Genomic DNA, 25,087 nt, shown 5'->3' on the forward strand with positions numbered 1-25,087 from the left:
ATGACTGTCCACAGTCACCCTGCCCTCCTGGGGGTGATCGGCCGTTCCGGAAAAACCGATGAGCGCCGACTCCCCCTCCACCCCGAGCATTTTGAGCGGATCGACCCGGGCCTGCGCGCCCGGATGATCATCGAAACCGGCTATGGCGCCGAGTTTGGTCTGCACGATGCCGATCTGCGCGGCTATGGCCTGCGCGTGGCCCCGCGCGAGGAACTCATCGCGGCGGCCGATATTATCCTGCTGCCCAAACCCCAGGCCGCGGACCTGCGCGAGCTGCGCCCGGGCCAGGTGCTCTGGGGATGGCCACACTGCGTGCAGGATCCCGAGGTCACCCAGATCGCGATTGATCGCCGCCTTACGCTGATCGCATTTGAGGCGATGTATCACGGCAGCGAGCCCGGCGGGCTGCATGTATTTCATAAAAATAACGAGCTGGCCGGATATTCCTCGGTGCTGCATGCACTCAGCCTGATCGGGGTCAGCGGCGATTATGGCCGGCGGCTCTCGGCCACGGTGATCGGCTTTGGCTCCACCGCGCGCGGGGCGGTGACCGCGCTGAAGGCGCAGGGCATCCACGATGTCCGGGTGCTCACCCATCGCCGCGTGGCGGCCGTGGCCGCACCGATCCACTCGGCCGAGATATTCCAATTTGACCACGATGAGGAGCCGCTGCACGGCGAGGTCCTCACCGAGGACGCCGGCCGGGTGCCGCTCGCGGCGTTCCTCGCCGAGAGCGATATCGTGGTCAACTGCATCCTGCAGGACCCCAACTCCCCGCTGATGTTCCTGGAGGATGCCGATCTGGAACGCTTCCGCCCCGGGAGCCTGATCGTGGATGTGTCCTGCGATGAGGGCATGGGCTTTTCCTGGGCCCGGCCCACGTCCTTTAGGGACCCCATGTTCCGGGTGGGATCAAATATTGGCTATTACGCGGTGGATCACAGCCCCTCCTGGCTCTGGAACTCCGCCACCTGGGAGATCAGCGAGGCCGTCCTGCCGTTCCTCGATACGATCCTGGGCGGACCCGAGGCCTGGGCCGCGGAGGACACCGTGGCGCGGGCGATCGAGATCCGCGACGGGGTCATCCTGAACCCGGCGATCACCGAGTTCCAGAATCGCTCGGCCGCCTATCCGCACCCCGTGCTGCTCCCGGTGACCCCGGCCTAGCACCCCGCCACGCCCGGGATTCCCCCCGGAACCGCCCCGATCGGAGCCTAAAAGCCCCGGTCAGGGCGGCCGCGAGCGAATACCGCTTGACTCGCTCTGGGGGTCGGAGGAGTCTAGAGATTACAGATGTAGTGGATTAGCATTTGCCCTACATAACTTGTGCGGTAAGAAAGGTCTTTTTCCACCATGAAGAATGTAACCGTCCTCGGCACCGGAGTCCTCGGCTCCCAGATCGCCTATCAGACCGCCTTCCACGGTTTCTCCGTGGTGGCCTATGACATCAACGATGAGGTACTCGAGAAGGCCAAGAAGCGCTTCGCCGAACTCGCCACCATCTACGTGGCCGAACTGCCCGGCGCGACCCGCGAACAGGCCGATGCCGCGCTGGCCAATATCTCCTATTCCGCCGATCTGGCCGCGGCCGTATCCGACGCCGATCTTGTCATCGAGGCCGTCCCGGAGAACCTCGAGCTGAAGCGCTCGATCTATACCACCCTCGGCGAGGTCGCCCCCGCCAAGACCATCTTTGCCACCAACTCCTCCACGCTGCTGCCGAGCGACCTCAAGGGCTTCACCGGCCGCCCGGAGAAATTCCTCGCGCTGCACTTTGCCAACCACGTATGGAAGCAGAATACCGCCGAGGTGATGGGCACCACGGATACCGATCCCGCGATCTTCGCCGAGGTGGTGGACTTCGCCTCGCGGATCGGAATGGTCCCGATCGAGATCAAGAAGGAGAAGGCGGGCTATCTGCTGAACTCCCTGCTGGTACCGTTCCTGGACGCCGCGGGCGCCCTGGTGGCCGGCGGCTATGCCGAGCCCGAGACGATCGATAAGACCTGGCGCATCGGCACCGGCGCACCGCTGGGACCATTCCAGATTTACGATATCGTGGGCCTCACCACCGCCTATAACATCTCTTCAGCGGGCGGACCCGAGCAGAAGAAATTCGCCGAGTACCTGAAGGAAAACTATATCGATAAGGGCAAGCTGGGAACCAGCACGGGCGAGGGATTTTATAAGTACCCCTCGGCCTAGGCCACCGCACCCCAAGCGCACCGCGGGCCCCCGGATTTCCGGGGGCCCGCGGTGTTATTTTCGGCTAGCGGCCGGAGCCGGGCCGCCCCTCGCGCGCGAGTAACCAGATCAGGTAGATACCGCCCACACAGACCGTGACCAGCCCCACGGGCAGCTGCACGGGGGCAAACGCGCGCTGGGCGATCAGATCGCTCAGCACCAGCAAAAATGCCCCCATGCAGGCCGCGGGCAGCAACCGAATCCCCGCGCCGCCGGTCAGGCGCTTGGCCAGCTGCGGGGCCACCAGCGCGATAAACGCGATGGGCCCGGCCACCGCGGTGACCGCGGCCGTCAGCAGAACCGCCAGCACCACCAGGAGCAGGCGGCTGCGCTCGGTGCGCACGCCGAGCGAGGCCGCGGAGTCATCCCCGAGCTCCAGCATCCCGAGGGTACGGGCCGAGGCCAGGGTGAGGATTAATACCGGAATAAGCACCGCGGCGGCCGGCAGCACCTGCGCCCAGGACACCCCGCCGAGCGAGCCCGCACCCCAGACCGCGGCGGCCATTGCCACCTCGATCTCCGCGCGCAGCACCAGCCACTGGTTAAAGGCCGCGAGGGCCGCGCTGATGCCGATACCCACGAGGATCAGCCGGAAGCCGTGGGAACCGCGCCGCCACGCGAGCAGATATACCGCGAGGGCCGTGAGCAGCCCGCCGATCAGCGCGCCAACCGCGGTATTCAGGTAGCTGCCACCAAAGAGAACCAGCGCGATCAGGGCCCCGGTATAGGCCCCCGTGCTGAAGCCAATCACATCCGGGCTTCCCAGCGGGTTGCGGGTGAGGGATTGGAAAACACCGCCGCTGACGCCCAGCGCCGCCCCAAAGATCAGGGCGGCGGCCGCGCGGGGGGCGCGCCACTGCAGGACGATCGAGTTTTCCAGACCCTCCCCGCCGCCAAAAAGCACGCGCAGCACGCGCGCAAAACTCAGCGGATAATCGCCGCTGCCGATCACCACAACCGCGACGGCGAGTGCGCCACAGATCAGGGCCAGGCAGATCAGCGCCTCGCGCCTGCCGCCGCCGAGCCGGAGCCGGGGCGCGCTCATAGCGCCGCCACCCTCCGGCGCCGGGCCAGATAAACCAGCACGGGCGCACCGATAAACGCGCAGGTGACCCCGGCCTCCAGCTCGCCCGGAATCACCACCCGGCCCAGGACATCGGCGAGGATCAGGATCAGGGGTGCCGCTATCGCGCTGAAGGCCAGCAGCCAGCGCTGATCCTGGCCGCTGAAGCGGCGCGCAAGATGCGGGGCCATTAATCCCAGAAAGCCGATTGCCCCGACCGCGGCGGTGGCCCCACCCGCGAGCACCGTGACGGCGATCAGGATCAGGATGCGCGAGCGGCGCACCGAGGTGCCCAGGCTCGCGGCGGTATCCTCGCCCAGCGCGAGCGCGTTCAGGTCGCGGCCTGTCAGCGCGGCCAGGATCAACCCCACCGCCAGGGTCACGGCGAGCGGGCCCAGGATCTCGGGGTTACGGTCCGCAAGCGAGCCGATGGTCCAGGCCCGGAGCTGATCAAAGGCAGCGGGTTGCAGGAGGGCAAGGCCCGTGCCGATACCCGAGAGCACCGCGCCGAGAGCCACCCCGGAGAGCACAAGACGCACCGGGTCCATGCCGCGCCTACCCGAGGCCCCCACCAGATAAACGATTGCACTCGCGGCGATGGCCCCGGCGAAGGCAAACCAGACATAACCGCTAAAGGACGTGACACCGAGGGTTCCCACGGCGATCACGATGGCCAGCGAGGCCCCCGCGTTCACGCCCAGGATCCCGGGCTCCGCGAGTGGATTGCGGGTCATCGCCTGAATCAGCGCCCCGGCCACACCCAGCGCCGCCCCCGCGAGCAGCCCCAGCACGGCGCGGGGAAGACGCGAGCCGATGATGATCGCATGATCGGCCTGCGCGGGATCATGGGAGACCAGGGCCTCCCAGACCACTCCGGGAGGGATGGGCTTGGAGCCCACGGCCAGCGAGAGCGCGGCCACGATCAGCAGGAGCAGGAGCGAACCCAGCAGCAGCGCCCAGCGCCTCCCGGAGGAGTGCGCGCGGATGCCGGACCCCTCCTGGCGCGATATCGCGCGGGATACTCTCGGCTCGGCCACGGGCGGCGGTCTCCGTTCGACCTGAGGAAAAATAGGGATGCAAGCCAGCTTACGGCACGCGGGCGGCGGCATACAGCGCCGCGGCGAGCAAGGCTAGCCTAACCAAAGCCTATGCTAGTTTTAAGGGGTGAACCTCCCCCAGACCCCGCAGCCCCGTATCCTGCGCACCCTCGGTGCCGCCGCCCTCGCCCTCGCCCTCGCGGTGACCGCCGCGGGGTGCAGCTCCGAGAGCGCCTCCCTCGATTCCCAGGCGGGAAATACCGATGTGGCCATCGGCGGGGAGCGCTTCTCCACCGCCGATCAGGAGACAGCGAAGCTCGGCTCGGATGCCGCGCCCGGCGTTTTCCCGCGCGTGGTTACCCACGCCAATGGCGAGACCAGCATCCCCAAAAAGCCCACCCGCGTGGTGGTACTGGATACCGGCGAGCTGGACGATGTGCTCGCCCTGGGCCTGACCCCCGTGGGCATCCCCTCCACCGAGGGGGCCAATGCGATCCCCAGCTATCTGGAGGACCGCGTCAAGGACGCCAAGCCGATCGGCACGATCCAGGAGCTGAATACCGAGGCCATCGCCGCGCTGCACCCGGACCTGATCCTCGGCTCGCAGCTGCGCGCCGATAAGCTCTACCCCCAGCTCTCCGAGATCGCCCCCACGGTCTTCTCGATCCGCCCGGGCTATCCGTGGAAGGAAAACCTGCGCCTCGTGGGTGCGGCCCTGGGCGAGGAGGACGCCGCTGTCACGCTGCTGAACGAGTATCAGGATAAGGCCGATGCCCTGCGCGCCGATATTAAGGGCGATCCCAAGATTTCCCTGCTACGGTTTATGCCGCAGAAGACCCGCCTCTATGCCAACTCCTCGCTGCTCGGCGTGATCCTCAAGGACACCGGGCTCGCGCGTCCCGAAAACCAGAACGTGGATGACCTCGCGGTGGAGATCTCCTCCGAGACCCTCGCCGAGGCCGATTCCGACTGGATCTTCTATACCAGCTATGGCACACCCGAGGCCACGGGAGAGACCGCCGCGCTCAACGGCCCGGTCTGGCCCACGCTCGGCGCGGTTAAAGCCGGGCACGTGCAGCGGGTCAACGATGATGTCTGGTTCCTCGGGCTGGGCCCGATCGGTGCGGGGCTGGTCCTCGACGATCTGCGCACCTACCTGGTGGACTAAACCAAAATGGCCGGGCCCCGCGGGGCCCGGCCATTTTTTTAGTTCACATCCGCGGGGTGCGGGCCGATCCGGCCAGCGGAGTCCAGCGCGTCGATCGCCAGGAGATCCGCGGGGGAAAGCTCAAAATCCCAGATCGCGAGGTTTTCCCGGATGCGGGCCGGCGTGACGGACTTGGGAATCGCGATGCGATCCTGCTGCACATGCCAGCGCAGCACCACCTGCGCTGGCGTGCGGTCCAGGCGCCGGGCGATGGCCTCGATGGCCGGGTCCCGGAGAACCGCGCCACCCTGGGCGAGCGGGCTCCAGGCCTCGGTGGCGATGCCGTGCGCGGCATTGGCGGCCCGCACGCGGGACTGCGCGAACGCGGGATGCAGCTCCACCTGGTTCACCGCGGGCACCGTGCCGCCGGTCGCGAGGATGCGGTCGAGGTATTCGGGCTCAAAATTGGAGACGCCGATTGCGCGGGCCCGGCCCGAGGCGTAGATCTCCTCGAGCGCCTCCCAGCTCGCCAGATAGCGATCATTGGCGGGGGCGGGCCAGTGGATCAGATAGAGATCCACATAGTTCAGGCCCAGGCGCTCCAGGCTCGCGTCGAAGGCGGCGAGGGTCTCGGCCCGGCCCTGATCGGCATTCCAGAGCTTGGTGGTCAGGAAGAGTTCCTCGCGGGCAATCCCGGAGGCGGCGAGCGCGCGGCCGGTGCCCGCCTCATTGCCGTAGATGGTGGCGGTATCGATGCTGCGATAGCCCGCGTCGAGCGCCGTGGCGACGGCGGCGGTGGCCTCGTCATCGGCGACCTGGAAGACGCCAAAGCCGAGGCGGGGCATGGCTACGCCGTTATTCAGCGTGAGGGAGGGAACGGGGGTGGTCATCGGTGGATGTCCTCACTATCAAAGAGCGTGGCCGGATTGGCCACGTCAATAATAGTTGCACACGCGGGCTATCCGCGCAAGTAAGGAGTTTGGGTTACATCCACTTCTTCATCTTGAATACCGCATAGAGCACCAGTGCCAGCGCCAGCATCGCCCCGATCGCCAGCGGATAGCCCAGGCTCCAGTGCAGCTCGGGCATATCGTCAAAGTTCATGCCGTAGATCGCGCCGATCAGCGTGGGCGCAAAGAGGATGGCCGCCCAGCCCGAGATCTTTTTCATATCCTCGTTCTGGCGCTGCGCCACGAGGGTCGCGTTCACGTTCAGGATCTGCGCGAGCGCATCCCGCAGCTCGGTCACCCGGGTATCCACCCGGGTCAGGTGATCGGCCACATCCTGAAGATAGGAGCGCAAGTATTCGGAGATGCCATAGCGCTCAAAGCCGCCGCGCAGGGCCTGCACCACATCGGTGAGCGAATTGGTGGCGTGCTGGAGATCAATGACCTCCTGGCTGAGCCGATAGATCCGCTCGGTCACAGCCTTATCCCCGCTGAAGACCTGGCGCTCAATCTGCTCCTTATCGACTGCCAGTCCCCGCAAGACCGGGGCAAAACCATCCACGATGGAATCCAGCAGGCGGTAGAGCACGGCCTCGGGCCCGAGCCGCAGCAGGTGCCGATCATTTAGCAGCGCCGAGTCGCCACGATCGGCCACGTCCTGCGCATTATCGGGCAGCGTGGTCTCATCGGTGCCGTCGATCCAGCGCCCGTCCTGGCACAGCACGGAGATGGCGCGGGGGCGCAGCAGCACATGAAACTCGGAGAAGTCCACGTCCTCGGTCTCGTCAAGATAGCGGGCCGAGCGCACCACGAGGAAGAGCACATCGCCATAGCGCTCCAGCTTGGGGCGCTGCCCGGCATGCTGAAGATCCTCCACGAGGATCGGATGCAGATCCCAGGCGGCGGCCAGCTCCTCCACGTCCTCCGCGGTGGGCCGGGGAAATAAACACAGCGCCATATTTTCCGGGGAGGCCGCCGCAAAATGCACGGTATCGGCGATGCTCGCATTCACGGGCACCTCCACGAGCTGCCCGTCATGAAAATAGCGGGTGCGGCGCGTGGTACCCGCCACGGCAGTATCGGGGCTCGGGCGGCGGCGGAACAGGCCGTTGCGGGGCGAGCCCGGGGCGTGGTTCTGGGGCATGGTTCTCCGTTTCCGGCACCCGATGCGGGGGCGCTGCCCCGCCAGTCTAGGCCGCGGGCGCGGGGCCCGGCGGCAGCGTGGCGGTTAGTCCGCGAGCTCCTTGCCAAACCAGCGGTGCGAGAACGGGTCGTCGTTAAAGCGGGCGATCGGGGTGAAGCCGAGCCGGGCATAGAGCCGCTGGGCCTCCACCAGGTCCTCGCGGGTATCCAGGCGCAGGCGCGCACGGCCCGAGGCGCGGGCACGCAGCTCCAGCTCGCCGATCACGCGGGCGGCCACGCCCAGGCCGCGCGCGCAGGAGCGGGTATAGATGCGCGTGAGCTCACCCAGCTCGGAGTCCAGATAGCGCATGCCCCCGCAGCCCACCGGCTCGTCCCCGCGATAGGCGATCACAAAGATGCCGCTCTCGCCGATCAGGTTATCGCTGGGGGCTCCCGCCATCACCTCGGCGATAAACGCGGGCGTCGCGGTGGTGGCATCCCAGCGCGTGATGATATCCGTGAAGTACTCGTGCAGAATCTCGGTCGCGGCCGGACAGGAGGGATCGGTGGGGACCACATGCAGATCATCGACTCCCGGGGTGGCGATGGTGCGGAGCGGGGAATCGAGCGAAGTCATAAATCCTATTGTATTCACGGTGCGGGGACCCAGCCTCCCGCGCTGGCGGGCGCGGGATCGCCACCGCGACGGAAACATCATCCCCGGGACGGAGATTCCCCCCACCCGCGGGCCGATGTGCCACGCGCGCGCCGGCCCTAGAGTGGTGACCATGATGACCCTGATCTCCGACCCGGACGTGGCCCGCATCCCCGTGATTGACTCCGGCGAACCCCTCATCGACCTGGCCTCCCGCGGCCTGCACTGCGCCCCCAATATTGGTGCGGCCGCGCTCGTGCGCGAGGGGCTGGCCACCCGGCTCCTCGCCGCCGAGGCCGCGCTTCCCGAGGGAATCCACCTGCTCATCGTGGAGGGCCTGCGCCCGCGCGCGCTCCAGGAGGCGATCATCGCCGATTATCTGGTGCAGCTGCGCGAGGGCTATCCCGAGGCCTCGCCCGAGCGCCTGCTGGAGCTCAGCGCCCGCTTTGTGGCCCCCGTAAACGTGGCCCCACATGTCGCGGGTGCCGCCGTGGATCTCACGCTGATGGACTCCGCCGGCACCCCCCTGGACCTGGGCACCGAGATCGATACCACCCCCGAGCAGAGCGCGGGGGCCTGCGTATTTGGCGCGGCCAATATCTCGCCGCTTGCCCGCCGCAATCGCATTCTTCTTGCGCGGGTGCTGGGCGCGGCCGGGCTGGAAAACTATCCCCATGAGTGGTGGCACTGGAGCTATGGCGACCGCTATTGGGCGCACCTTACGAGCGCCCCGCACGCGCTCTACGGGCCGGTGGGGGAACCGCTCGCCCCCTGACCGGCGGCGCGGGCCACGGCCTCCAGCAGCGCCACGTGTTCGGCCCACTCCGCGGGGGTGCGATCGGTGATATTGGCATCCCCCGGGGAATCCCCCACCGCTCCGTCGAGGCCCTCGCGCAGGATATCGGCCTGCCCCACGTGGCGCGCGACCTCGGCCACGAGGTGCACAAGAATCTGGCCCAGCGAGACATCGGCGCGCTCGGGGCCCCACCACGGCACGCGGCCGCGGGCATCCAGCGGCAGCTCGCGCACGGTGGTATCGGCGTGCTCGCTGGAGAAACGGAAGAGCTCCAAAATATCCGCGCGGGACTCCTCGGGACCGGCCCAGAGATCGGCGTCGGGGATATCCATCCCCACCTCGTCAAACGCGGTGGGCCGGCCAAAAACCAGGCCCAGATAGCCGAGCTGCACAAGCGCGACATGCTTGACCAGGCCCAGCAGATTGGTGCCGGTGGGGGTGAGCGGGCGGCGCACCGCATAATCGTCAAGACCGTGGAGCTTGGCCAGCAGGTTTTCGCGGCGGGCCGCAAGATAGCCGTGCAGTATGTCCCTCTGAGTGTCCATAGGCCGATTATCCCCCGCGGGTCCGACAGCGCCGGTTAGGCCGTGCCCTCGCGGCGGCGGCGCGGTGCCGGCGGGGGCGGAACCTCCTTGGCGGCCACCACGGTGGCAAGCGCGATGGTCTCCAGGCCGCGCATCGTGGAGATCACGCAGTGGGTATCATCGGCGCGAAAGAACCAGCCGAGCGCATCGGTGGCGCGGCCATCCTCGATCAGATAGCGGATAACCACCCGCGTCCCCTCGGTGGTGCCCTTTAAAAAAGTGACCGCGTCCTCGCCCAGCATGATGCTCCCTTGTTTCCCGGTAGTTTACGCCGGATCGGGCTCCTCAAACTCCGCGAGCCATCCGGCGAGGAGCAGTTCCAGGGCGCGGGCATCGGCGGGGTCCAGCGCGTCCAGGAGTGCGCGCTCATTGCGCATATGCTCGGCGAAGGCGCGGTCGATCAGGTCGCGTCCCGCGGGCGTGAGCGCCACGACCCGGCCGCGGCCATCGGCCTCGCTCACCCGGCGGGTCACGAGGCCGTTTTTTTCGAGCCGATCCACGCGCTTGGTGGCCGCGCCCGTGGTGACCATCGTGAACGAGGCGAGCTCCCCGGGCGCCCGCTCGAATGGCGCCCCCGCGCGGCGCAGCGCCGCGAGCACATCAAATTCGCCCTCGCTCAGGCCAAAGCGGCGATAGACCGTTTCGAGCCGCTCGGTGAGGTGGCCCGCGAGGCGGTGCAGCCGGCCGATCACCCCCACGGGTGAGGTATCGAGGTCGGGGCGCTCGCGCGCCCACTCCTCGCGGATACGGGTGACGTGATCGCGCGGCAGGGTCATCACCCCAGCATACCTTCCACGGAAGCTATACTAGCTTCCATGGAAACTAAATGGCGGTGGATCGCCCTCACGGCACTCGCCCCGATCGCCTGGGGCACCAATTATTTTGTGACCCGGCAGGTGCTGCCCGCGGAGTATCCGCTTTATGGATCGCTGCTGCGCGCCCTGCCCGCGGGCCTGCTCCTGCTGCTGATCGCGCGCGAATTACCGCGCGGCGCCCTGTGGTGGCGCGCGGCGGTCCTGGGCACGCTGAACATGGGCTCGTTTTTTGTGCTGATCTATCTGGCCGCCCAGCTGCTACCCACAAGCGTGGCCTCGACCGTGATGGCCGCCTCCCCTATTGCGATGATGCTCTGCGCCTGGGCCCTGATCGCCGAGCGCCCCCGGCTCACCCAGCTGATCGGGGCGGTGCTGGGGCTGCTCGGGGTCGCGCTGCTGCTCCTGACCGGCACGGGCGCGCTCAGCCCGCTCGGGATCGCCGCGGCGGTGGCGGCAATGCTGTTCTCGGCGCTGGGCTTTGTGCTGTCCAAGCGCTGGGCCGCGGGCGTGCGGCCGCTGCCGCTTGTGGCCTGGCAGCTGATCGCCGCGAGCCTGGTCATCGCGCCCTGTGCGCTGCTGATCGAGGGCGCACCGCCCGCGCTGGATGCCCCGGCGCTCCTCGGCTTCGCCTATGTCAGCCTGGTCACCACCGCGCTGGCCTATCTGCTCTGGTTTGCCGGGCTGGCCCGGCTTCCCGCGGGCACCGTGGGCCTGATCGGGCTGCTGAATCCGGTGACCGGCGTGCTGCTGGGCACCCTGATTGCCGGGGAGATCCTGGGCGGGCGGCAGCTCGCCGGGCTCGCCCTGGTGCTCGGCGGGATCCTACTGGGTCAGTGGAGTCCGCGCCGCGGTCCCGGCCCCCGGCCCCGCGCACGGGGCGGGGACCGGGGGCGGGCACGCCGCGGCGGGGTTAGCGCACCTGGGCGAAGCGCAGGATCGCCGCCACCGGGCTCTCGCGCGGCAGATCCTCGCGGCGCACCGCGAGCACCTTCGCGCCGCTGAGCAGGGCGCGGCGCACGATCTCGTCGATCACACCGTAGTTCACGGCATCATCCACCTCGTTAAGCGTGATCGCGCCGGATTCCTCGTCCACCGTGCCCGGCAGGACCTCGTCCATATCAAAGAGCAGCGTCTCGATCGAGCCATAGGTGGCGGCGCGGGCGACCGCGCTGACATCGGTCTCGGTGCGCCCCGAGGAGACGAGGTCCTCGAAGTGCGCGCGCACGGCCGCGAGCTGCCCGGCATAAACCTCATCGAGGATGGGGCGCACCCGGGCGTCCAGCTGGGCATCGGTGAGCTCCTCGGGGTTGCCGTCGATGCCGTGCTCGGTCAGGTGCGGATAGCTATTCACGGAACGGAAGATGGAGGCCACGGGCTCGGCCGCCGCGAGGATCAGCGGCACCTCGCGGCCCACCAGGATGGGGCGCAGGGCGGAGTCCACCGCGCGGCCATACTGCCGGATATAGACCTTCTTGCCCTCATCGCCCTGCTCGTGGCCGCTCCAGAAGCGGCCGCTGCGGGAGTCGATTGCGCCGTCACGCAGCAGCGATTCCGGAATATTGGGAATGTTCAGGGTATGGGCCGGGGCATCCGCTGCCACCTCCACGAGCCGCGCGGTCTTCTGCGAGAGGGCCAACACAAACGCGGTCTGCGGGAAGGTGACCGCGCGCAGCAGCGGTTTAATATGGAAGCGGTCGGAGACCTCAACCATGTTCTTGAGCCGATTGGGAAGCCTGAACGTGCGCACCGAGGTGGGGGTCACAAATACCGCGAGGCTATGCGAGAGGTGCCGCCAGAAGGGCACATCGGTGAGCAGATCGTCGATCTGTTCCTCAACCTCCTCGATCACGCGTTTCTCAAAGCCCGCGGTGGCGAGCTGATCGATCGCGTTTTTGGCGAGGTTGGTGAACTCCACGGGCGCTGATTCGTTTTGCGCGGGGATCGGGCTGGTTTCGAGGAAAATCGAAATGCTCGCGGGCTCCCGGCTATTCACCAGGCGGAGAATATCGGTTTGGGTCGGAATATCGGTATGGATCAAGATTCTTCCTCACTACTCAAGGGGCTGTGGCGGGCCGCGCACGCACGGCCGGTACTGCGCACCCGTGTCGAGAGCGGCACCCAGGGAGGACCCGAAACTAGGGGAATGAGGGTTCCGTTCGCGGCACGATTCTGCGGCGGAAAAGCGGATATCACCTCACCTCAACGTGGATTGATTCTGTGCCCCCAAACTATCCGACCCGGACCTCACAGAACAAGGGTTATGAGGTTTTCTGCGGGCCCATACAGAAACCGCCGGCCGCACCCCGAGGGGTCCGGCCGGCGGAAGGGCTGTTTTCTAGCGGGTCGTGCTATTTGGTGAGGGGGGCCAGCTTCGGGTCGTTGGCAAAGACCTCGGCGGCGTTCTCCTTGGTCACGATGATCGGCTCCAGCAGGTAGGCGGGAACCACCTTCTTGCCGTTGTCATACGTGGTGGTGTTATTCACCTCGATGGTCTTGCCCTCGGAGAGGTCCTTGACCATCGCGATCGACTTGGCCACGAGGTCGCGGGTGTCCTTGCTGATGGTGGAGTACTGCACGCCGTCCATGATCGACTTGACCGACTCGGCCTCGGCGTCCTGACCGGTCACCACGGGAACGGGCTTTCCGGCGGCCTGGACCGAGGTGATGATGGCGCGGGCCAGGTTGTCATTGGGCGAGAGCACACCGTCCAGCTCGGTGGTGGCGTAATTTGCGGCGAGCAGCGTGTCCATGCGGGTCTGGGCGTTCTGCGCGGCCCACTTATCGGTAGCGGTCTGCTTGATATCGGTCTGACCCGAGACCACGTTGAGCGTGCCATCGTCGATCTTGGGCTGGAGCACCTTCATCGCGCCGTCAAAAAACACGGCCGAGTTGGCATCGGTGGCCGAACCCGAGAAGAGCTCGATGTTATACGGGCCACTGGGCTTCTTGGCGGCCATGCCATCGAGCAGCGACTGCGCCTGGAGCTCGCCCACCTTCTCGTTATCAAAGGCCACGTAATAGTCCACATCGGGGCTGTTCAGGATCAGGCGGTCATAGGCGATCACGGTCGCGCCGGATTCCTTCGCGGCCTTCACCTGGGCGCCGAGCTTTCCACCATCCTCGGCACCGATGATGATGACCTTGGCCTTCTTGGCGATCATGGCGGTGATCTGCGCCTGCTGATCGGCGGCACCGTTGGTCGCGCTGGCGTACTGCACGTCGCCCTTAAAACCGGCGTCCTTAAGCCCGTTCACAAAGAGGTCGCCGGCGAGCACCCAGTTTTCGCTGGTCTTGGCCGGGAGGGCCACGCCGATCACGGAATCGGCGGGGAAACCCTTGGCATCCCCGGAGGAGGCGGGCGAGTCATCGGCACGGCTCGAGCATCCCGAGAGTGCGAGTGCCGCGATGGCTGCGGCGGCCGTGAGAGTGAGGCCAAATTTACGCATTTTATTTCACTTTCTGTGAGTCTAAATGGTGCACTGCTTGGTGTTGCGCGGGGCGGCTTTGCCCCGCGCGGGGGCTACGAGAACGCTAGTTCTGCGTAGTGGTTTCGGACCGCGAGGTTTCCTCCTGCGGATTGGTGGGCACCACGGCGGGTGCGGGGGTGGCCACGGCCGGATCGGCCGGGCGGCGGCGGGTCATCAGCCCGATCAGGGAGGGCTTGCCCTGGCGCTTGGAATAGACGTCCACGGCCACGGCCGCGAGCAGCACCAGGCCCTTAAAGATCTGCACCAGGTCGGTACCCACGCCCAAAAGCTGAAGGCCGTTATTCAAGACGGCGATCACGAGGCCACCGATGATCGACCCGATCACGGTGCCGATACCGCCGGCCACGGCCGCGCCGCCGATGAACACCGCGGCAATCGCGTCCAGCTCCCAGCCCGAGCCATCGCCGGGGCCCGAGGCCACCGAGCGGGATACGGCCATCATGCCGGCCAGCGAGGCGATGATCGACATATTCATCATCACAAAGAAGTTCACGCGCTTGATCTTCACGCCCGAGAGCTCGGCGGCCCGCCAGTTGCCACCCACCGCATAGATATGGCGGCCAAACGTGGTGTTCCGGGTGATAAACGAATACGCGATGATCAATACGCCGAGGATGATGCCGGCCACCGGGAAGCTGGTGCCCACGCGGCCCGTGGCAAAGAGGATCGTGGCGCAGACCACCACGGCGGAGAGCAGGCCCACCTTGGTCACGCTGACCCAGAGCGGTACCATCACGGAGCCCATCTTGGCCTGGGTCTTCCGGCCGCGCCACTCGGACCAGATCACGGCGAGCACCACGAGCAGGCCGAGGATCAGCGTGGGGTTGCTAAAGCCAAAATCGGGGCCAAAATCGGGCAGATAGCCGCCGCCGATAAACGTGAAGTCCTCGGGAACGGGAACCGAGGTGGAGTTACCAATCAGCTGGTTTCCGCCGCGGAAGATGAGCATTCCGGCGAGCGTCACGATAAACGCGGGGACGCCCACATAGGCCACCCAGAAGCCCTGCCAGGCGCCGATCAGTGCGCCCACGGCGAGGCCCAGCAGGATCGCGAGCGGCCAGGGCAGCTGCCAGCTATTCATCGACGTGGCCACGATCACGCCCACAAAGGCGGCAACCGAACCCACCGAGAGGTCGATATGGCCGGCGATGATGACCATGACCATGCCGATCGCCAGCACCAGGACATAGGCGTTCTGGTTGACGAGGTTAATCAGGTTGGTGGGGTCCAGGGTGAGGCCATCGGTCAGGATCTGGAACAGGATCGTGATGGCCACGAGGCTGCCGAGGATTCCAAACTGGCGTCCACTCGAGCGGCCCCCGCCAAACATCAGCTTGAGGTCGCGAATTCCGCCGGACTTCGGTGTCTTGCGTGCGTCTGCGGTCATTTTTGGGGGGCTCTCTGTGTCGCGGAAGTCATGCTTCTCATGAGGGATTCGGGATCGGCCCGCTCGGCCGGAATTTCGTTGGTGATGGCGCCCTCGAAGATCGTGTAGATGCGATCGGAGACGCCGAGGAGCTCGGGCAGCTCGGAGGAGATCATCACGATTCCCTTGCCGCGGGAGGCGAGTTCGCGGATGATCGCGTAGATCTCGCTCTTGGCCCCCACGTCGATTCCGCGGGTGGGCTCATCGAGGATCAGCAGGTCGGGATCGGTGAACATCCACTTGGCCAGCACCACCTTCTGCTGGTTTCCGCCGGAGAGCTTATCCACGCCCTCAAATACGGTGGGGGTTTTGATGCGCAGCTCGCGGCGGTATTCCTCGGAGACGCGGAACTCCTCCACCTCATCCACCACCCCGCGGTGGGCGATCTTGCCCAGCTTCGCCGAGACGATGGAGCGTTTAATATCGTCGAGCAGGTTCAGCCCGAGTTCCTTGCGGTCCTCGCTGACATAGGCGAGGCCGTGGTCGATCGCCTCGGAGACGTTTTTGAGGACGATCTCGCGGCCGTCCTTAATAATCGTGCCGGAGATATAGGTGCCATAGGAGCGACCAAAGAGGCTCATGGCCAGCTCGGTGCGCCCCGCGCCCATCAGCCCCGCGAAGCCAACAACCTCGCCGCGGCGCACGGTGAAATGCGAGTTTTTGGCCACGAGCCGCTCGGCCGTAAGCGGGTGTTGCACGGTCCAGTTTTTGACCTCAAAAAAGACCTCGCCGATATTGGGGTTGCGCTCGGGGAAGCGGTTTTCCAGCGTGCGTCCCACCATGCCGCGGATGATCCGGTCCTCGTTCACGCCATCGCGCTTCACGTCCAGGGTCTCCACGACGGTGCCGTCCCGGATGATCGTGATGGCATCGGCGATGCGCTCGATCTCGTTGAGCTTATGCGAGATGATGACCGAGCTGATGCCCTTGCCCTTGAGCCCCAGGATGAGATCAAGCAGGCTCTGCGAGTCGTTTTCGTTAAGCGCCGCGGTGGGCTCGTCGAGGATCAGGATCTTGACCTTCTTATTCAGCGCCTTGGCGATCTCCACCAGCTGCTGCTTGCCCACACCGATGTGCTTAATCAGCTGATCGGGGTCCTCGTTCAGGCCCACCCGGGCCAGCAGCTCCACGGCGATCTTCTTGGCCTCGACCCAGTTGATGACTCCGCCGCGGCCGGGCTCGTTGCCGAGGAAAATATTCTCGGTGATCGAGAGTTCGGGGATCAGCGCGAGCTCCTGGTGGATGATCACGATGCCCGCGGCCTCGCTCGCGCGGATGTCTTTAAAGCGCATGGTCTCGGTCTCGAAGACGATATCGCCGTCATAGGTGCCATAGGGGTATACCCCGGAGAGCACCTTCATCAGGGTGGATTTACCCGCACCGTTTTCGCCGCAGATCGCGTGGATCTGATTGGCGGCCACCGAGAGCGACACATTGGACAGTGCCTTGACCCCGGGGAACTCCTTGGTGATGGAGCGCATCTCCAGGATGATCGGGCTAGTGGGCACGGTCACACCCCCGGCGCGAGGCAGCGCGGCTATCCCGTGAATTTTTCGGCACGTTCATTACTTCCACTCTCGGATCGACTCCGTCGTCTGTATCCGGGTTCGGGCGGTCCACCCGAGCTCGTAAATGAAGTAAACGCTACTGAGGGCTATGCCGTCAACTGTTTAACGCAAGCTTTGCGTAACAACTCGGTTACACACGGCGAATATTGGACTCCTGCAGGACCAGCGCGGCGGCCCCGAGGGCCTCCGCCCGCATCCCCAGCGAGGACATCGACAGCCCCGTGGACTCGCGCACCACCGGCACACTATTGCGCTCCAGCCCGCGCCGAATCGGGTCAAGCAGCAGATCCTCCAGGCCGGTAAGCGGGCCGCCAACCACAAACACCTCGGGGTTAATCACATTGGCGATATTGGCCAGGGCGTGCCCCACAGCCATGCCGGCATCCTCGACCACGCGCGCGGTCGCGGAGTCCCCCGCGATCCCCAGCGCCACGATGTCATCGGCCGAGACCGGGCGGTGATGCCCGCGCGCGAGCGACTCGATCATGACCGAGGCCGAGGCCACGGTCTCCAGGCAGCCGCGATTGCCGCAATAACAGACCAGCCCGTTCTCGGCCACGGAGGTATGGCCGATCTCGCCGGTGACCCCGCGACTGCCGTAAAACAGCGAGCCGTTCAGGATCAGGCCCGCGCCGATACCCGTGCCCACCTTCACAAAAACCAGGTTGGAGACGCCGCGATGCGCCCCCCAGGTGACCTCGGCGAGCGCGCCGAGGTTGGCATCGTTATCCATGATCACGGGCAGCCCAAAGCGCTCGGCCAGGTCCGCGCGATTGGTGCCCACCCACTCCGGGAGGATATCGCCGTGCAGGATCGTGCCGGTGCTGCGCTCAAGCGTGCCCGGGATCCCCACGCCCACGCCGAGGATCGAGGAGCGCTCGATGCCCGCGGATTCCAGCAGGCCGTCCAGCATCTCCACGGCGAGCAGCATGGCCTCCTCGGCGCGATGCCCGCGCGCGAGGGTGCGATGATCCTCCGCGATCACCTCATAGCCGAGGTTGCTCAGCACGATCCGCACGTGGCGGCGGCCAAAGTCCACACCCACGGCCACCGCACCGCTGTCCACGAGGCTGACCAGGAGGGCGCGCCGCCCCGAGCTGGTGACCGAGGAGGTCTTCAGGACGCCCTTGGCCTCGAGGCGCTTCACGATATTGGAGATCGTCGCGGTGGAGAGCCCGGTCTGCCGGGAAAGCTCGGCCTGGGTCGCGGGACCCGTGGTGAGAAGCACATCGGTCACGCGCTGCTGATTGCGGTGGCGCAGGGCGCCCTGGGAGCCGGGATTTACCCCGCGGGTCGGTCCCGCTGTGGAACCCTCCAAAACTTTACTCACGGCGCGATCCTTTTTTATGTATTCAAGCAGTTAACGTATTAGGGTATATCGAATCTGATTCATTGATGCCAATGGAGGCAAAATTTGTCCGCCACACCCCCCTCCGGTACCGTATTGGCCCTCGATATCGGGGGGACCAAGGTGGAAGCGGCGCTCGTGGATCACACGGGAGCACTCCGCCCGGGGAGCCGGTTTCGGGTGGCGACCGGACGGGACTCCACGCGCGAGGCTCTGCTCCATGCTATCGATTCAGCGGTCACGGGAACGCTCGCCACCGCCGGGAACGCGGCGGAAATCGTGGGTTGTGGAATCGGCTCGGCGGGGCCCATCTCGCTCGGGGAGGGCACCGTCTCTCCCCTGAACCTGCCCGCACTGCGCGGCTTCGGCCTCGTGGACTTTATTGGGCAACGCCTCGCGGTACCCACCACCCTGCGCCTGGACGGAACCTGCATCGCGCTGGCCGAACACTGGCTCGGGGCCACGCGCGGGGCGCGCAACTCGCTCGCGATGATCGTCTCCACCGGCGTCGGCGGCGGGCTGATCCTGGGCGGCCGGTTATTCTCCGGGGACGGCGGCAACGCCGGGCATATCGGCCAGGTCCAGGTGGCCACGCGCGAGCCCGGACACAGCGCCGCCCGGGCCTCGCTGGAGGCGCTGGCCTCGGGGCCGCGGATCGTGGAGTGGGCGCGCGAGCGCGGCTGGGCCGGGCAATCGGGCGAGGAGCTCGCGGCCGATTATGCCGCGGGGGTACCGCTCGCGCGGGAGGCCGTGCGGCGCTCCACCACCGCCGTGGGCGAGGCCATCGCGGGCGTCGCGACCCTGCTCGACCTGCATCACGTGGCGATCGGCGGCGGCTTCATGAACGTGGCCGCCGACTATATCGAGCGCGTCGCGGCCACGATCCGCGAGGCCGCGATCTTTGATTATGCGCGCGAGGTGACCGTATCCCGTTCGGGCCTCTCGGATGAGGGTCCGCTGATCGGCGCGGCCGCCCTGATCCACCGCCGCGACCTGCTCTAGCGCGGCGCCCACCCCGCCCGATAGCGTGCGGGCATGACATATGCGCGAACCATCCGGGCGGCCTATGCGCTCCGCGCCACCGAATATACGGCCGCGCTGGGCTCGCTCGCCGCCACCTCCCCCGCGGACCGCGACCTGATCGCGCGCTGGGCCGGGGAACTCTCCGGCCCCGTGCTGGACGCTGGTTGTGGCCCCGGGCAATGGACGGCCTATCTGCGCGCGCTGGGTATCCGGGCGCGCGGCATCGATCTGGTACCCGAGTTTATTTCCGCGGCACGCGATAATCATCCCGGCACCGATTATGCGGTGGGCTCCTTTGAGGACCCCGCCGCCCTCGGGAATAACCTCGGCGGAATCCTCGCCTGGTACTCGCTGATCCATACCGACCCCGCGCAGATTTCGGCGGTGCTGGCGGGCTTTGCCCGGGCGCTGGCGCCGGGCGGCGGGCTGCTGCTGGGGTTTTTTGAGGGCGCGTGGGGGCAGCCCTTCGATCACCGGGTTCACCGTGCCTATACGCTCGCGCCCGAGCGGCTCGGTGAGCTCCTGCGCGAGCACGGTTTCACGGTGCTCGGGGAGGAATCCCGGCAGGACCCCGGGGCCCGCCCGCATGCGGCGATCCGGGCGCGGCTCGGCGCGGGGGAGGCTCCCCCGCCGCCCCCGGGCCTGCCCTAGCGCTCCCCGCCCGCTCCCGCGACGGCCCTCGGGACAGGAATCCCCCGCCGTTTCGTGTCGTCGGGGGTCGGGTATACGATCAATCTCCCGGGCCCGCGTTGCACGCTCCCCGGACCCCCGAGTTTCACTGGAAGGAATAGTTCCTCATGTCCACCACCGTTTCCGCCCTTCTTGCCCCCTCCGCCGGGGCCCCGTTCGAACGCGGCACCATCGAGCGCCGCGACCTGCGCGCCCACGATGTGCGCATCGATATCGCCTATGCCGGCATCTGCCACTCCGATATCCACCAGGCCCGCGAGGAGTGGGGCGCGGCCATCTTCCCGATGGTCCCCGGCCACGAGATCGCCGGCATCGTCTCCGAGATCGGCCCCGACGTCACCCGCTATGCCGTGGGCGACCGCGTGGGCATCGGCTGTTTTGTGGACTCCTGCCGCGAGTGCGATGCGTGCCTCGCGGGCGAGCAGCAGTACTGCGAACGCGGCTTTGTGGCCACCTATAACAGCCGCGAATACTCGGGCGAGGACACCCACGGCGGCTATAGCCAGCAGATCGTGGCCGATGAAAACTACGTGCTCTCGATCCCCGAGGGCATCGCGCTGGATGTTGCGGCCCCGCTGCTCTGCGCCGGCATCACCACGTATTCCCCGCTGAAGCGCTTTGGCGCGGGCCCCGGGGCCCGCGTCGCCGTGATCGGCATGGGTGGCCTGGGCCATGTGGCCGTGAAGATCGCCCACGCGATGGGCGCCGAGGTCACCGTGCTCAGCCAGACCCTGAGCAAAAAGGAGGACGGCCTGCGCCTCGGCGCCGACCACTTCTACGCTACCTCCGATCCCGAGACCCTCGGCAACCTGCGCAAAAACTTCGATATCGTGCTGAATACCGTCTCGGCCGATCTGGATCTCGATGCCTATCTGGCCACGCTGAAGCTCGGCGGCACGTTTGTTTACGTGGGCCTGCCCGAGAATAAGCAGCGCTTCCGCAGCGCCTCGCTGATCGGCGCGCGCCGCAGCATCACCGGTTCCAATATCGGTGGCATCCCGGAAACCCAGGAGATGCTTGATTTCTGCGCCAAGCATAATATCGGCGCCGAGATCGAGATCATCGGGGCGGATGACGTGAACGCCGCCTATGAGCGCGTGATCCGCAGCGATGTGCGCTATCGCTTTGTGATCGATACCCGCACGCTCTAGCCCGTGCGCGCGGTCCGTCCCCCGGGGCGGGCCGCGCTAGGCGCGCAGCGCCGCCACCGCCTGGATCGTGGCCTCGGTCAGCGGGGCGGGCAGCCGATCCAGCGCAAACCAGCCCAGATCCGAGTGCTTCTGGGGCTCCACCAGGCGCGGCTCCCCCGCAAAAGACTCCGCCAGATGTACCGGGGCGATCCAGTGTTCCCCCGCCTCCGCATCGATCTGGTCCACCACGCAGAGCAGGGTGGTGGCACCGAGCCGGATATCCAGCTCCTCCTCCACCTCGCGGGCGATCGCCGCCGCCACCGTCTCGCCAAAATCGATCTTGCCGCCGGGCAGCCCCCAGGCCCCGGCCTCGGGTGCGCGCCGCCGCCGAATGAGCAGCAGCGCCCCCTCGCGAAAAATAGCCGCGCCGCAGCCCGCGCGGGGTCCGCCCTGAGTGTGTTCCATGATCGATAAGTTTAGCCACCCGCGGTGCCCCGCCCCCTCCCCTTCGCGGACATAATCGGCCAGCCCGGCCGGGTTTTTTCCCCGCGCCCCGCGCCCAAAATTCCGCGAAAATCTGCGGGCCCCGGCGCGACACGGGTATATGCACATTTCGTCACGGCCTGGGCCCACCACCCACCCGGTTGCTACGTTAACAACACCCGTTACCCCCGGCCCACTCTCGGCCCGGTACCGCCGTTTCGAGAGTCACCGCCTCCCCCGCGATGCGACCGGGAACTCAACATACTCTCCGCCGAACGCCCGTCCCCCAGCGCCCGCCGTTTCGGCACCCGCTCTCTCTGTTGGACACGGTCATGCACTCTCAGCGCTTCGCAAAACGCCCCACCCGGGAAAAGCTGCGCCTGCATTTTGACCCGAGCCGGCGCCGTAGCTTCCTGCGCGGCAATACCGTGGTCCTGTGCCTGAGCTGGTGTGCGCTCTTTATGGCCATCGGCGGGTTCCTCCTCGTGCGCACCACCCGGGGCTCGCTCCTCAGCCAGGGCCTATGCCTCGCGCTGGCCATCATCGTCCTCTTTGGCCTGCTGCCGATGCTGCACTCAGCCCGCCGCCGCTTCCAGCGCATCAGCGCCGAGGAGGATTCCCCGGTACTCGCTGTAAACGAGGGCGGGGTCGCCCTGCACAGCGTGGGTCAGATCCCCTGGGCCGAAATGTGTGTGATCCTCCTGATCGATGCGTCCGCGCGCGGCGGCGCACGCCGCGCCAAGCTCAGCGGCTACGGCTCGCTCGGGGTCAGCATCGTGGTGTGGGACCACACGCTGCTGCTGGAAAACCTAGCCCCCGAGTGCAGCGCCCGCGAGGTGCGCCGCTGGCCGCAGCCCGATGGCACATGCGTGGGCGAAATCTATCTGCCGCTGGACCCGCTGCTCACCGAATACCAGTGCGCCGAGGCGTTCCGCGCCCTCGGGCTGGCCGCGGGCAAACACCGGGTGCCGCTGCAAAACCCGCGCACCGGCGCCCAGTTCCGCGCGGCCCTGGCCACCGCCGCCGCGCGCCACCGCTAATCGCGGGGAGCGCGCAACTCAAACTCGGCGGGCACCGAGGCCACGCCGTTCACCTGCACGCCGATCGCGTGGATGCCCGGGTGGTAGCGGCGGGTGGTGATCGGGCGGAACGAGTGCTCGCGCTCGATCACCGCGGATTCCCCCGGCTCGAGCGAGAGCGTGCTGTGTTTAAACGTCTTGGTCGTGAGGCTGCCATTGGCCTTGCGATGGTGCACCACATAATCGATGACGAGCCGCGCGGGCTCCGCACCGGTATTGCGCACGGTCGTGGAAAATCCGATGGTCCCGGAAAAATCTATCGCCGGGGCCGAGAGCCGGATGGGCCCCACCTCGACCGCTGCCGGGGCGAAGCCCAGGAGCGCCAGCGCGCCCGGATCACCCTTCTTCACGAGCGAGCGCAGCGCATGCCGCACCAGCTTATTGGTATGTGCATCGGGCTCGGCGAGCCAGGCCGCGCACGTATCGAGCACGAGGTCCGGGCGATGCCGGGCCAGATCGTTCAGATGATTGGCCACCGAGCGGCGCACATATTCGCTGTCATCCCGGTAGAGCCGCCCGAGGATCGGCAGCGTCGCCTCGGGTTCGGAGAGGATGCGCGGCACGCGCACGCCCCACGGCAGATAGGCGCGGGTGCCCTCGCTCGCGAGGCGGCGCACGTGCTCATCCGGGTGGCCCGTCCAGGTGCCGATCACGGCGAGCGCGCGATCCAGGTCATAAATCAGCAGCGAGCGGATCCCCCACTCGGCGGTCAGCAGCGGCGTGAGTTCGGCCTGCAGCGCGAGGGCATCCTCGAAGGCCCCCGGATCCGTGCCCGCGGTCACCACGGACAGGGCGCGGGTGGCCGCCGCCTCGGTGAGCGGCCAGATCGCCCACCCGGCGGGCGGCAGGGGCGCGGCCAGTGCCGCGCGAAAAACCGCGGCGAGCGTGCGATAGTCCGCCGGGATATCGCTCAGCAGGGCATCGCGCAGCAGATCGGTGCGCGCCCGCAGCGTGAGCGGGGTGAGCACCGGCTCGGTCACGGCCTCCAGCGCGGGAACGGGGGTTCCCGCGGCGGCGGAGATCGCGGCGGTCAGGGAGCGTACGGCGTCCATTCCCAGCAGTTCATCGGCAAAGGGCACGGCGGTATCTCCTGGATCGGCGGGGAGGCGGATTACCCCCGTGATCAGAGCGTAGCCGGTGCCGCCGACCCGAACGTAATACGGCGGATCGCGGGCGCGGAAACCGCCAGGATAGGGGGATGGCCTCCTCCCCCTCCCCCACCCATGCGCGCGGCCTCGGCCCGGTCCTCGGCACCGCCCTGATCGTGGCCTCGGTGCTGGGCCCGGGCATTCTGGGGCTCCCCGCCCTGGCCTATGCCCGCTCGGGCCCGGCGTTCCTCGTGGCCCTCGGCGGCATCCTCATAATGTCGGTATTTATCGCCCTGACATTTGCATTTTTGGGGCGGCGCGGCAACGAGGGCTCGGATATTGCCGGCTATGTGCGCTCGGCCTTTGGGGCGCGCGGCGGCGCGATCGTGGGCTATTGGTTTTATTTTGGGGTGACCCCGGGCATGGCCGCGCTTGGGCTGATCGCGGGCGAATACGTGCGCGGGCTGATCGGCGGCGGCCTCGTGACCGTGGTGGGCACCGCCGCGATCCTGCTCGCCGTGGCGACCCTCGGCAGCCTCGCGGGGGTGCGGCTGAGTGCGGGGCTGCAACTGATCCTGACCGGAACGCTCCTAGTGCTGCTGTGGCTTGCGGTGACCCTCGCGCTGCCCGCCGCCGATGCCTCCCACCTGCACCCGTTTGCGCCCGAGGGCTGGGGGGCGATTCTGCCCGCCGCGCTGATCCTGGTCTGGTTTCTCACCGGCTGGGAGGCCGCCGCCAATCTCACCGGGCTGCTGCGTGATCCGCGCCGCCGGCTGCTGCCGATCACGGTGGCCGCGCTGGTGATCCTCGCCGCCACGTTTGCCGCGGTCTGCCTCGTGATGGTGCTCGCGCTGGGGCCCGCTGCCACGGAGGGCGCCCCGATCGGCGCGATGCTCGCGATCACGCTGGGCCCGGCCGGTCCCGCGCTCGGGGCCGTGACCGCGGTGATCCTGACCCTCGGCAATATGAACGCCTATCTGGCGAGCCTCGTCGCGGTGGGTGGCACGCTCGCGCGCGAGGGCCTGCTGCCGAGCGCTGGACGGGTCATGCTCACGGCCATCCCGGTGGGGCTGACCGTGCTGGCGCTGGCCGCGGCCCCGCTGCTGCCGCAGGCCACGGAGCTTTTTGTATCGCTCTCGGCGGCCTCGCAGATCCCGGTCCTGCTCATCGGTTCCGCGGCGGGGCTGATGCTGCTGCCGCGCCGCTCCGCGGGCCGCTCTCTTGCGCTCGGCGCCACCGTGTCCTCGGCCCTGTTGCTCGCGGTGGCCGGCTGGTATCTGCTCGCGCCGCTGCTGATCGCCGGTATCGCGCTGCTGGCATTTCGGCGCCGGGGCGCGCCCGCCTAGAATTTGGC

Annotated in this window: 25 protein-coding genes; 10 read left to right on the top strand and 15 right to left on the bottom strand. The window is 67.3% G+C overall.

The features are described 5' to 3' along the window. Together KXZ72_RS08440 and KXZ72_RS08445 are read left to right on the top strand one after the other, a co-directional pair. On the top strand, nt 1–1,167 hold the full coding sequence (locus KXZ72_RS08440) for a N(5)-(carboxyethyl)ornithine synthase (RefSeq protein WP_226080194.1): 1,167 nt from the start codon (nt 1–3) through the stop codon (nt 1,165–1,167). A gap of 186 nt (nt 1,168–1,353) precedes the next feature. After that, nucleotides 1,354–2,205 carry a 3-hydroxyacyl-CoA dehydrogenase gene (locus KXZ72_RS08445; RefSeq protein ID WP_226080196.1) on the top strand — a complete coding sequence of 284 codons (852 nt, stop codon included), beginning with the start codon at nt 1,354–1,356 and terminating at the stop codon, nt 2,203–2,205. A 64-nt stretch (nt 2,206–2,269) separates the two neighbouring features. Here the strand turns inward: KXZ72_RS08445 and KXZ72_RS08450 are convergent, their stop codons facing one another. Both KXZ72_RS08450 and KXZ72_RS08455 read right to left on the bottom strand, forming a co-directional pair. Next, a complete protein-coding gene (locus tag KXZ72_RS08450) occupies nt 2,270–3,289 on the bottom strand; it encodes a FecCD family ABC transporter permease (RefSeq protein ID WP_226080199.1) in 1,020 nt (339 codons plus the stop codon). After that, nucleotides 3,286–4,344, bottom strand: a complete 1,059-nt coding sequence (locus KXZ72_RS08455) for an iron chelate uptake ABC transporter family permease subunit (RefSeq protein WP_226080200.1) — start codon at nt 4,342–4,344, stop codon at nt 3,286–3,288. Before KXZ72_RS08455 ends, KXZ72_RS08450 begins: the two co-directional genes overlap by 4 nt. A gap of 127 nt (nt 4,345–4,471) precedes the next feature. On the opposite strand from KXZ72_RS08455, the gene KXZ72_RS08460 reads away from it, so the two are divergent. After that, nucleotides 4,472–5,512, top strand: a complete 1,041-nt coding sequence (locus KXZ72_RS08460) for an ABC transporter substrate-binding protein (protein WP_404823647.1) — start codon at nt 4,472–4,474, stop codon at nt 5,510–5,512. A gap of 38 nt (nt 5,513–5,550) precedes the next feature. Here the strand turns inward: KXZ72_RS08460 and KXZ72_RS08465 are convergent, their stop codons facing one another. From KXZ72_RS08465 to KXZ72_RS08475, 3 genes are all read right to left on the bottom strand, one after another. Further along, entirely contained in the window at nt 5,551–6,381 is an 831-nt protein-coding gene (locus KXZ72_RS08465; RefSeq protein ID WP_226080205.1) for an aldo/keto reductase, read from the bottom strand. 94 nt (nt 6,382–6,475) lie between these two features. Next, complete coding sequence (locus tag KXZ72_RS08470; RefSeq protein WP_226080207.1) at nt 6,476–7,582, bottom strand: magnesium and cobalt transport protein CorA; 1,107 nt, start codon at nt 7,580–7,582, stop codon at nt 6,476–6,478. An 84-nt stretch (nt 7,583–7,666) separates the two neighbouring features. Beyond that, nucleotides 7,667–8,197, bottom strand: a complete 531-nt coding sequence (locus KXZ72_RS08475) for a GNAT family N-acetyltransferase (RefSeq protein ID WP_226080209.1) — start codon at nt 8,195–8,197, stop codon at nt 7,667–7,669. Between the two features lie 151 nt (nt 8,198–8,348). Between KXZ72_RS08475 and KXZ72_RS08480 the strand changes: the two genes are divergently transcribed. Further along, nucleotides 8,349–8,990 carry a M15 family metallopeptidase gene (locus KXZ72_RS08480; protein ID WP_226080210.1) on the top strand — a complete coding sequence of 214 codons (642 nt, stop codon included), beginning with the start codon at nt 8,349–8,351 and terminating at the stop codon, nt 8,988–8,990. Here KXZ72_RS08480 and KXZ72_RS08485 read toward each other — a convergent pair. Genes KXZ72_RS08485 through KXZ72_RS08495 form a run of 3 tightly spaced genes read right to left on the bottom strand, consistent with a single transcriptional unit; the run spans nt 8,957 to nt 10,371 of the window. After that, nucleotides 8,957–9,556, bottom strand: coding sequence for a DinB family protein (locus tag KXZ72_RS08485; protein WP_226080212.1), 600 nt, complete (start codon nt 9,554–9,556; stop codon nt 8,957–8,959). The two genes, KXZ72_RS08480 and KXZ72_RS08485, sit on opposite strands and share 34 nt — an antisense overlap. A 35-nt stretch (nt 9,557–9,591) precedes the next feature. Further along, nucleotides 9,592–9,837 carry a hypothetical protein gene (locus tag KXZ72_RS08490; RefSeq protein WP_226080214.1) on the bottom strand — a complete coding sequence of 82 codons (246 nt, stop codon included), beginning with the start codon at nt 9,835–9,837 and terminating at the stop codon, nt 9,592–9,594. A 24-nt stretch (nt 9,838–9,861) separates the two neighbouring features. Next, nucleotides 9,862–10,371, bottom strand: coding sequence for a MarR family winged helix-turn-helix transcriptional regulator (locus KXZ72_RS08495; protein ID WP_226080216.1), 510 nt, complete (start codon nt 10,369–10,371; stop codon nt 9,862–9,864). A 39-nt stretch (nt 10,372–10,410) separates the two neighbouring features. On the opposite strand from KXZ72_RS08495, the gene KXZ72_RS08500 reads away from it, so the two are divergent. Beyond that, a complete protein-coding gene (locus KXZ72_RS08500; RefSeq protein ID WP_226080218.1) occupies nt 10,411–11,412 on the top strand; it encodes a DMT family transporter in 1,002 nt (333 codons plus the stop codon). Here the strand turns inward: KXZ72_RS08500 and KXZ72_RS08505 are convergent. From KXZ72_RS08505 to KXZ72_RS08525, 5 genes are all read right to left on the bottom strand, one after another. Continuing rightward, the gene (locus KXZ72_RS08505; RefSeq protein WP_226080220.1) at nt 11,321–12,448 is read right to left on the bottom strand and encodes a baeRF11 domain-containing protein; all 1,128 of its coding nucleotides are present in this window, start codon (nt 12,446–12,448) and stop codon (nt 11,321–11,323) included. The two genes, KXZ72_RS08500 and KXZ72_RS08505, sit on opposite strands and share 92 nt — an antisense overlap. 310 nt (nt 12,449–12,758) lie before the next feature. Further along, the gene (locus KXZ72_RS08510; protein ID WP_226080222.1) at nt 12,759–13,856 is read right to left on the bottom strand and encodes a substrate-binding domain-containing protein; all 1,098 of its coding nucleotides are present in this window, start codon (nt 13,854–13,856) and stop codon (nt 12,759–12,761) included. A gap of 85 nt (nt 13,857–13,941) precedes the next feature. Continuing rightward, the gene (gene mmsB / locus KXZ72_RS08515; protein ID WP_226080224.1) at nt 13,942–15,285 is read right to left on the bottom strand and encodes a multiple monosaccharide ABC transporter permease; all 1,344 of its coding nucleotides are present in this window, start codon (nt 15,283–15,285) and stop codon (nt 13,942–13,944) included. Continuing rightward, entirely contained in the window at nt 15,282–16,805 is a 1,524-nt protein-coding gene (mmsA, locus tag KXZ72_RS08520) for a multiple monosaccharide ABC transporter ATP-binding protein (protein ID WP_226083490.1), read from the bottom strand. Before mmsA ends, mmsB begins: the two co-directional genes overlap by 4 nt. 217 nt (nt 16,806–17,022) lie before the next feature. Then, nucleotides 17,023–18,222 carry an ROK family transcriptional regulator gene (locus KXZ72_RS08525; RefSeq protein WP_226080226.1) on the bottom strand — a complete coding sequence of 400 codons (1,200 nt, stop codon included), beginning with the start codon at nt 18,220–18,222 and terminating at the stop codon, nt 17,023–17,025. Between the two features lie 84 nt (nt 18,223–18,306). Here KXZ72_RS08525 and KXZ72_RS08530 point away from each other — a divergent pair, with 84 nt between their 5' ends. From KXZ72_RS08530 to KXZ72_RS08540, 3 genes are all read left to right on the top strand, one after another. Continuing rightward, nucleotides 18,307–19,242: an ROK family protein gene (locus tag KXZ72_RS08530; protein ID WP_226080228.1), complete on the top strand. Its 936-nt coding sequence runs from the start codon at nt 18,307–18,309 to the stop codon at nt 19,240–19,242. Between the two features lie 33 nt (nt 19,243–19,275). Further along, complete coding sequence (locus tag KXZ72_RS08535) at nt 19,276–19,914, top strand: methyltransferase domain-containing protein (RefSeq protein WP_226080230.1); 639 nt, start codon at nt 19,276–19,278, stop codon at nt 19,912–19,914. A 146-nt stretch (nt 19,915–20,060) separates the two neighbouring features. Beyond that, nucleotides 20,061–21,104: an NAD(P)-dependent alcohol dehydrogenase gene (locus KXZ72_RS08540; RefSeq protein WP_226080232.1), complete on the top strand. Its 1,044-nt coding sequence runs from the start codon at nt 20,061–20,063 to the stop codon at nt 21,102–21,104. Nucleotides 21,105–21,140: 36 nt separating this feature from the next. Here the strand turns inward: KXZ72_RS08540 and KXZ72_RS08545 are convergent, their stop codons facing one another. Beyond that, the gene (locus KXZ72_RS08545; protein WP_226080234.1) at nt 21,141–21,548 is read right to left on the bottom strand and encodes an NUDIX hydrolase; all 408 of its coding nucleotides are present in this window, start codon (nt 21,546–21,548) and stop codon (nt 21,141–21,143) included. Between the two features lie 350 nt (nt 21,549–21,898). Here KXZ72_RS08545 and KXZ72_RS08550 point away from each other — a divergent pair, with 350 nt between their 5' ends. Next, nucleotides 21,899–22,606, top strand: coding sequence for a hypothetical protein (locus KXZ72_RS08550; RefSeq protein ID WP_226080235.1), 708 nt, complete (start codon nt 21,899–21,901; stop codon nt 22,604–22,606). Here KXZ72_RS08550 and KXZ72_RS08555 read toward each other — a convergent pair. Next, on the bottom strand, nt 22,603–23,724 hold the full coding sequence (locus KXZ72_RS08555; RefSeq protein WP_226080236.1) for a DNA alkylation repair protein: 1,122 nt from the start codon (nt 23,722–23,724) through the stop codon (nt 22,603–22,605). The two genes, KXZ72_RS08550 and KXZ72_RS08555, sit on opposite strands and share 4 nt — an antisense overlap. A gap of 119 nt (nt 23,725–23,843) precedes the next feature. Between KXZ72_RS08555 and KXZ72_RS08560 the strand changes: the two genes are divergently transcribed. Next, nucleotides 23,844–25,079, top strand: coding sequence for an APC family permease (locus tag KXZ72_RS08560; protein ID WP_226080237.1), 1,236 nt, complete (start codon nt 23,844–23,846; stop codon nt 25,077–25,079). The last annotated feature ends 8 nt before the right edge of the window (nt 25,080–25,087 follow it).

This window comes from Mycetocola spongiae, from assembly GCF_020424085.1.
In the GTDB taxonomy this organism is placed as follows: Bacteria; Actinomycetota; Actinomycetes; order Actinomycetales; family Microbacteriaceae; genus Mycetocola; species Mycetocola spongiae.

Bases quoted from the DNA above. Each gene is read 5' to 3' on its own strand.
- KXZ72_RS08440 (WP_226080194.1), top strand. From the start codon at position 1: ATGACTGTCCACAGTCACCCTGCCCTCCTGGGGGTGATCGGCCGTTCC.
- KXZ72_RS08445 (WP_226080196.1), top strand. From the start codon at position 1,354: ATGAAGAATGTAACCGTCCTCGGCACCGGAGTCCTCGGCTCCCAGATC.
- KXZ72_RS08450 (WP_226080199.1), bottom strand. From the start codon at position 3,289: ATGAGCGCGCCCCGGCTCCGGCTCGGCGGCGGCAGGCGCGAGGCGCTG.
- KXZ72_RS08465 (WP_226080205.1), bottom strand. From the start codon at position 6,381: ATGACCACCCCCGTTCCCTCCCTCACGCTGAATAACGGCGTAGCCATG.
- KXZ72_RS08470 (WP_226080207.1), bottom strand. From the start codon at position 7,582: ATGCCCCAGAACCACGCCCCGGGCTCGCCCCGCAACGGCCTGTTCCGC.
- KXZ72_RS08475 (WP_226080209.1), bottom strand. From the start codon at position 8,197: ATGACTTCGCTCGATTCCCCGCTCCGCACCATCGCCACCCCGGGAGTC.
- KXZ72_RS08480 (WP_226080210.1), top strand. From the start codon at position 8,349: ATGATGACCCTGATCTCCGACCCGGACGTGGCCCGCATCCCCGTGATT.
- KXZ72_RS08485 (WP_226080212.1), bottom strand. From the start codon at position 9,556: ATGGACACTCAGAGGGACATACTGCACGGCTATCTTGCGGCCCGCCGC.
- KXZ72_RS08490 (WP_226080214.1), bottom strand. From the start codon at position 9,837: ATGCTGGGCGAGGACGCGGTCACTTTTTTAAAGGGCACCACCGAGGGG.
- KXZ72_RS08495 (WP_226080216.1), bottom strand. From the start codon at position 10,371: ATGACCCTGCCGCGCGATCACGTCACCCGTATCCGCGAGGAGTGGGCG.
- KXZ72_RS08500 (WP_226080218.1), top strand. From the start codon at position 10,411: ATGGAAACTAAATGGCGGTGGATCGCCCTCACGGCACTCGCCCCGATC.
- KXZ72_RS08510 (WP_226080222.1), bottom strand. From the start codon at position 13,856: ATGCGTAAATTTGGCCTCACTCTCACGGCCGCCGCAGCCATCGCGGCA.
- mmsB (WP_226080224.1), bottom strand. From the start codon at position 15,285: ATGACCGCAGACGCACGCAAGACACCGAAGTCCGGCGGAATTCGCGAC.
- mmsA (WP_226083490.1), bottom strand. From the start codon at position 16,805: ATGCGCTCCATCACCAAGGAGTTCCCCGGGGTCAAGGCACTGTCCAAT.
- KXZ72_RS08535 (WP_226080230.1), top strand. From the start codon at position 19,276: ATGACATATGCGCGAACCATCCGGGCGGCCTATGCGCTCCGCGCCACC.
- KXZ72_RS08540 (WP_226080232.1), top strand. From the start codon at position 20,061: ATGTCCACCACCGTTTCCGCCCTTCTTGCCCCCTCCGCCGGGGCCCCG.
- KXZ72_RS08545 (WP_226080234.1), bottom strand. From the start codon at position 21,548: ATGGAACACACTCAGGGCGGACCCCGCGCGGGCTGCGGCGCGGCTATT.
- KXZ72_RS08550 (WP_226080235.1), top strand. From the start codon at position 21,899: ATGCACTCTCAGCGCTTCGCAAAACGCCCCACCCGGGAAAAGCTGCGC.
- KXZ72_RS08560 (WP_226080237.1), top strand. From the start codon at position 23,844: ATGGCCTCCTCCCCCTCCCCCACCCATGCGCGCGGCCTCGGCCCGGTC.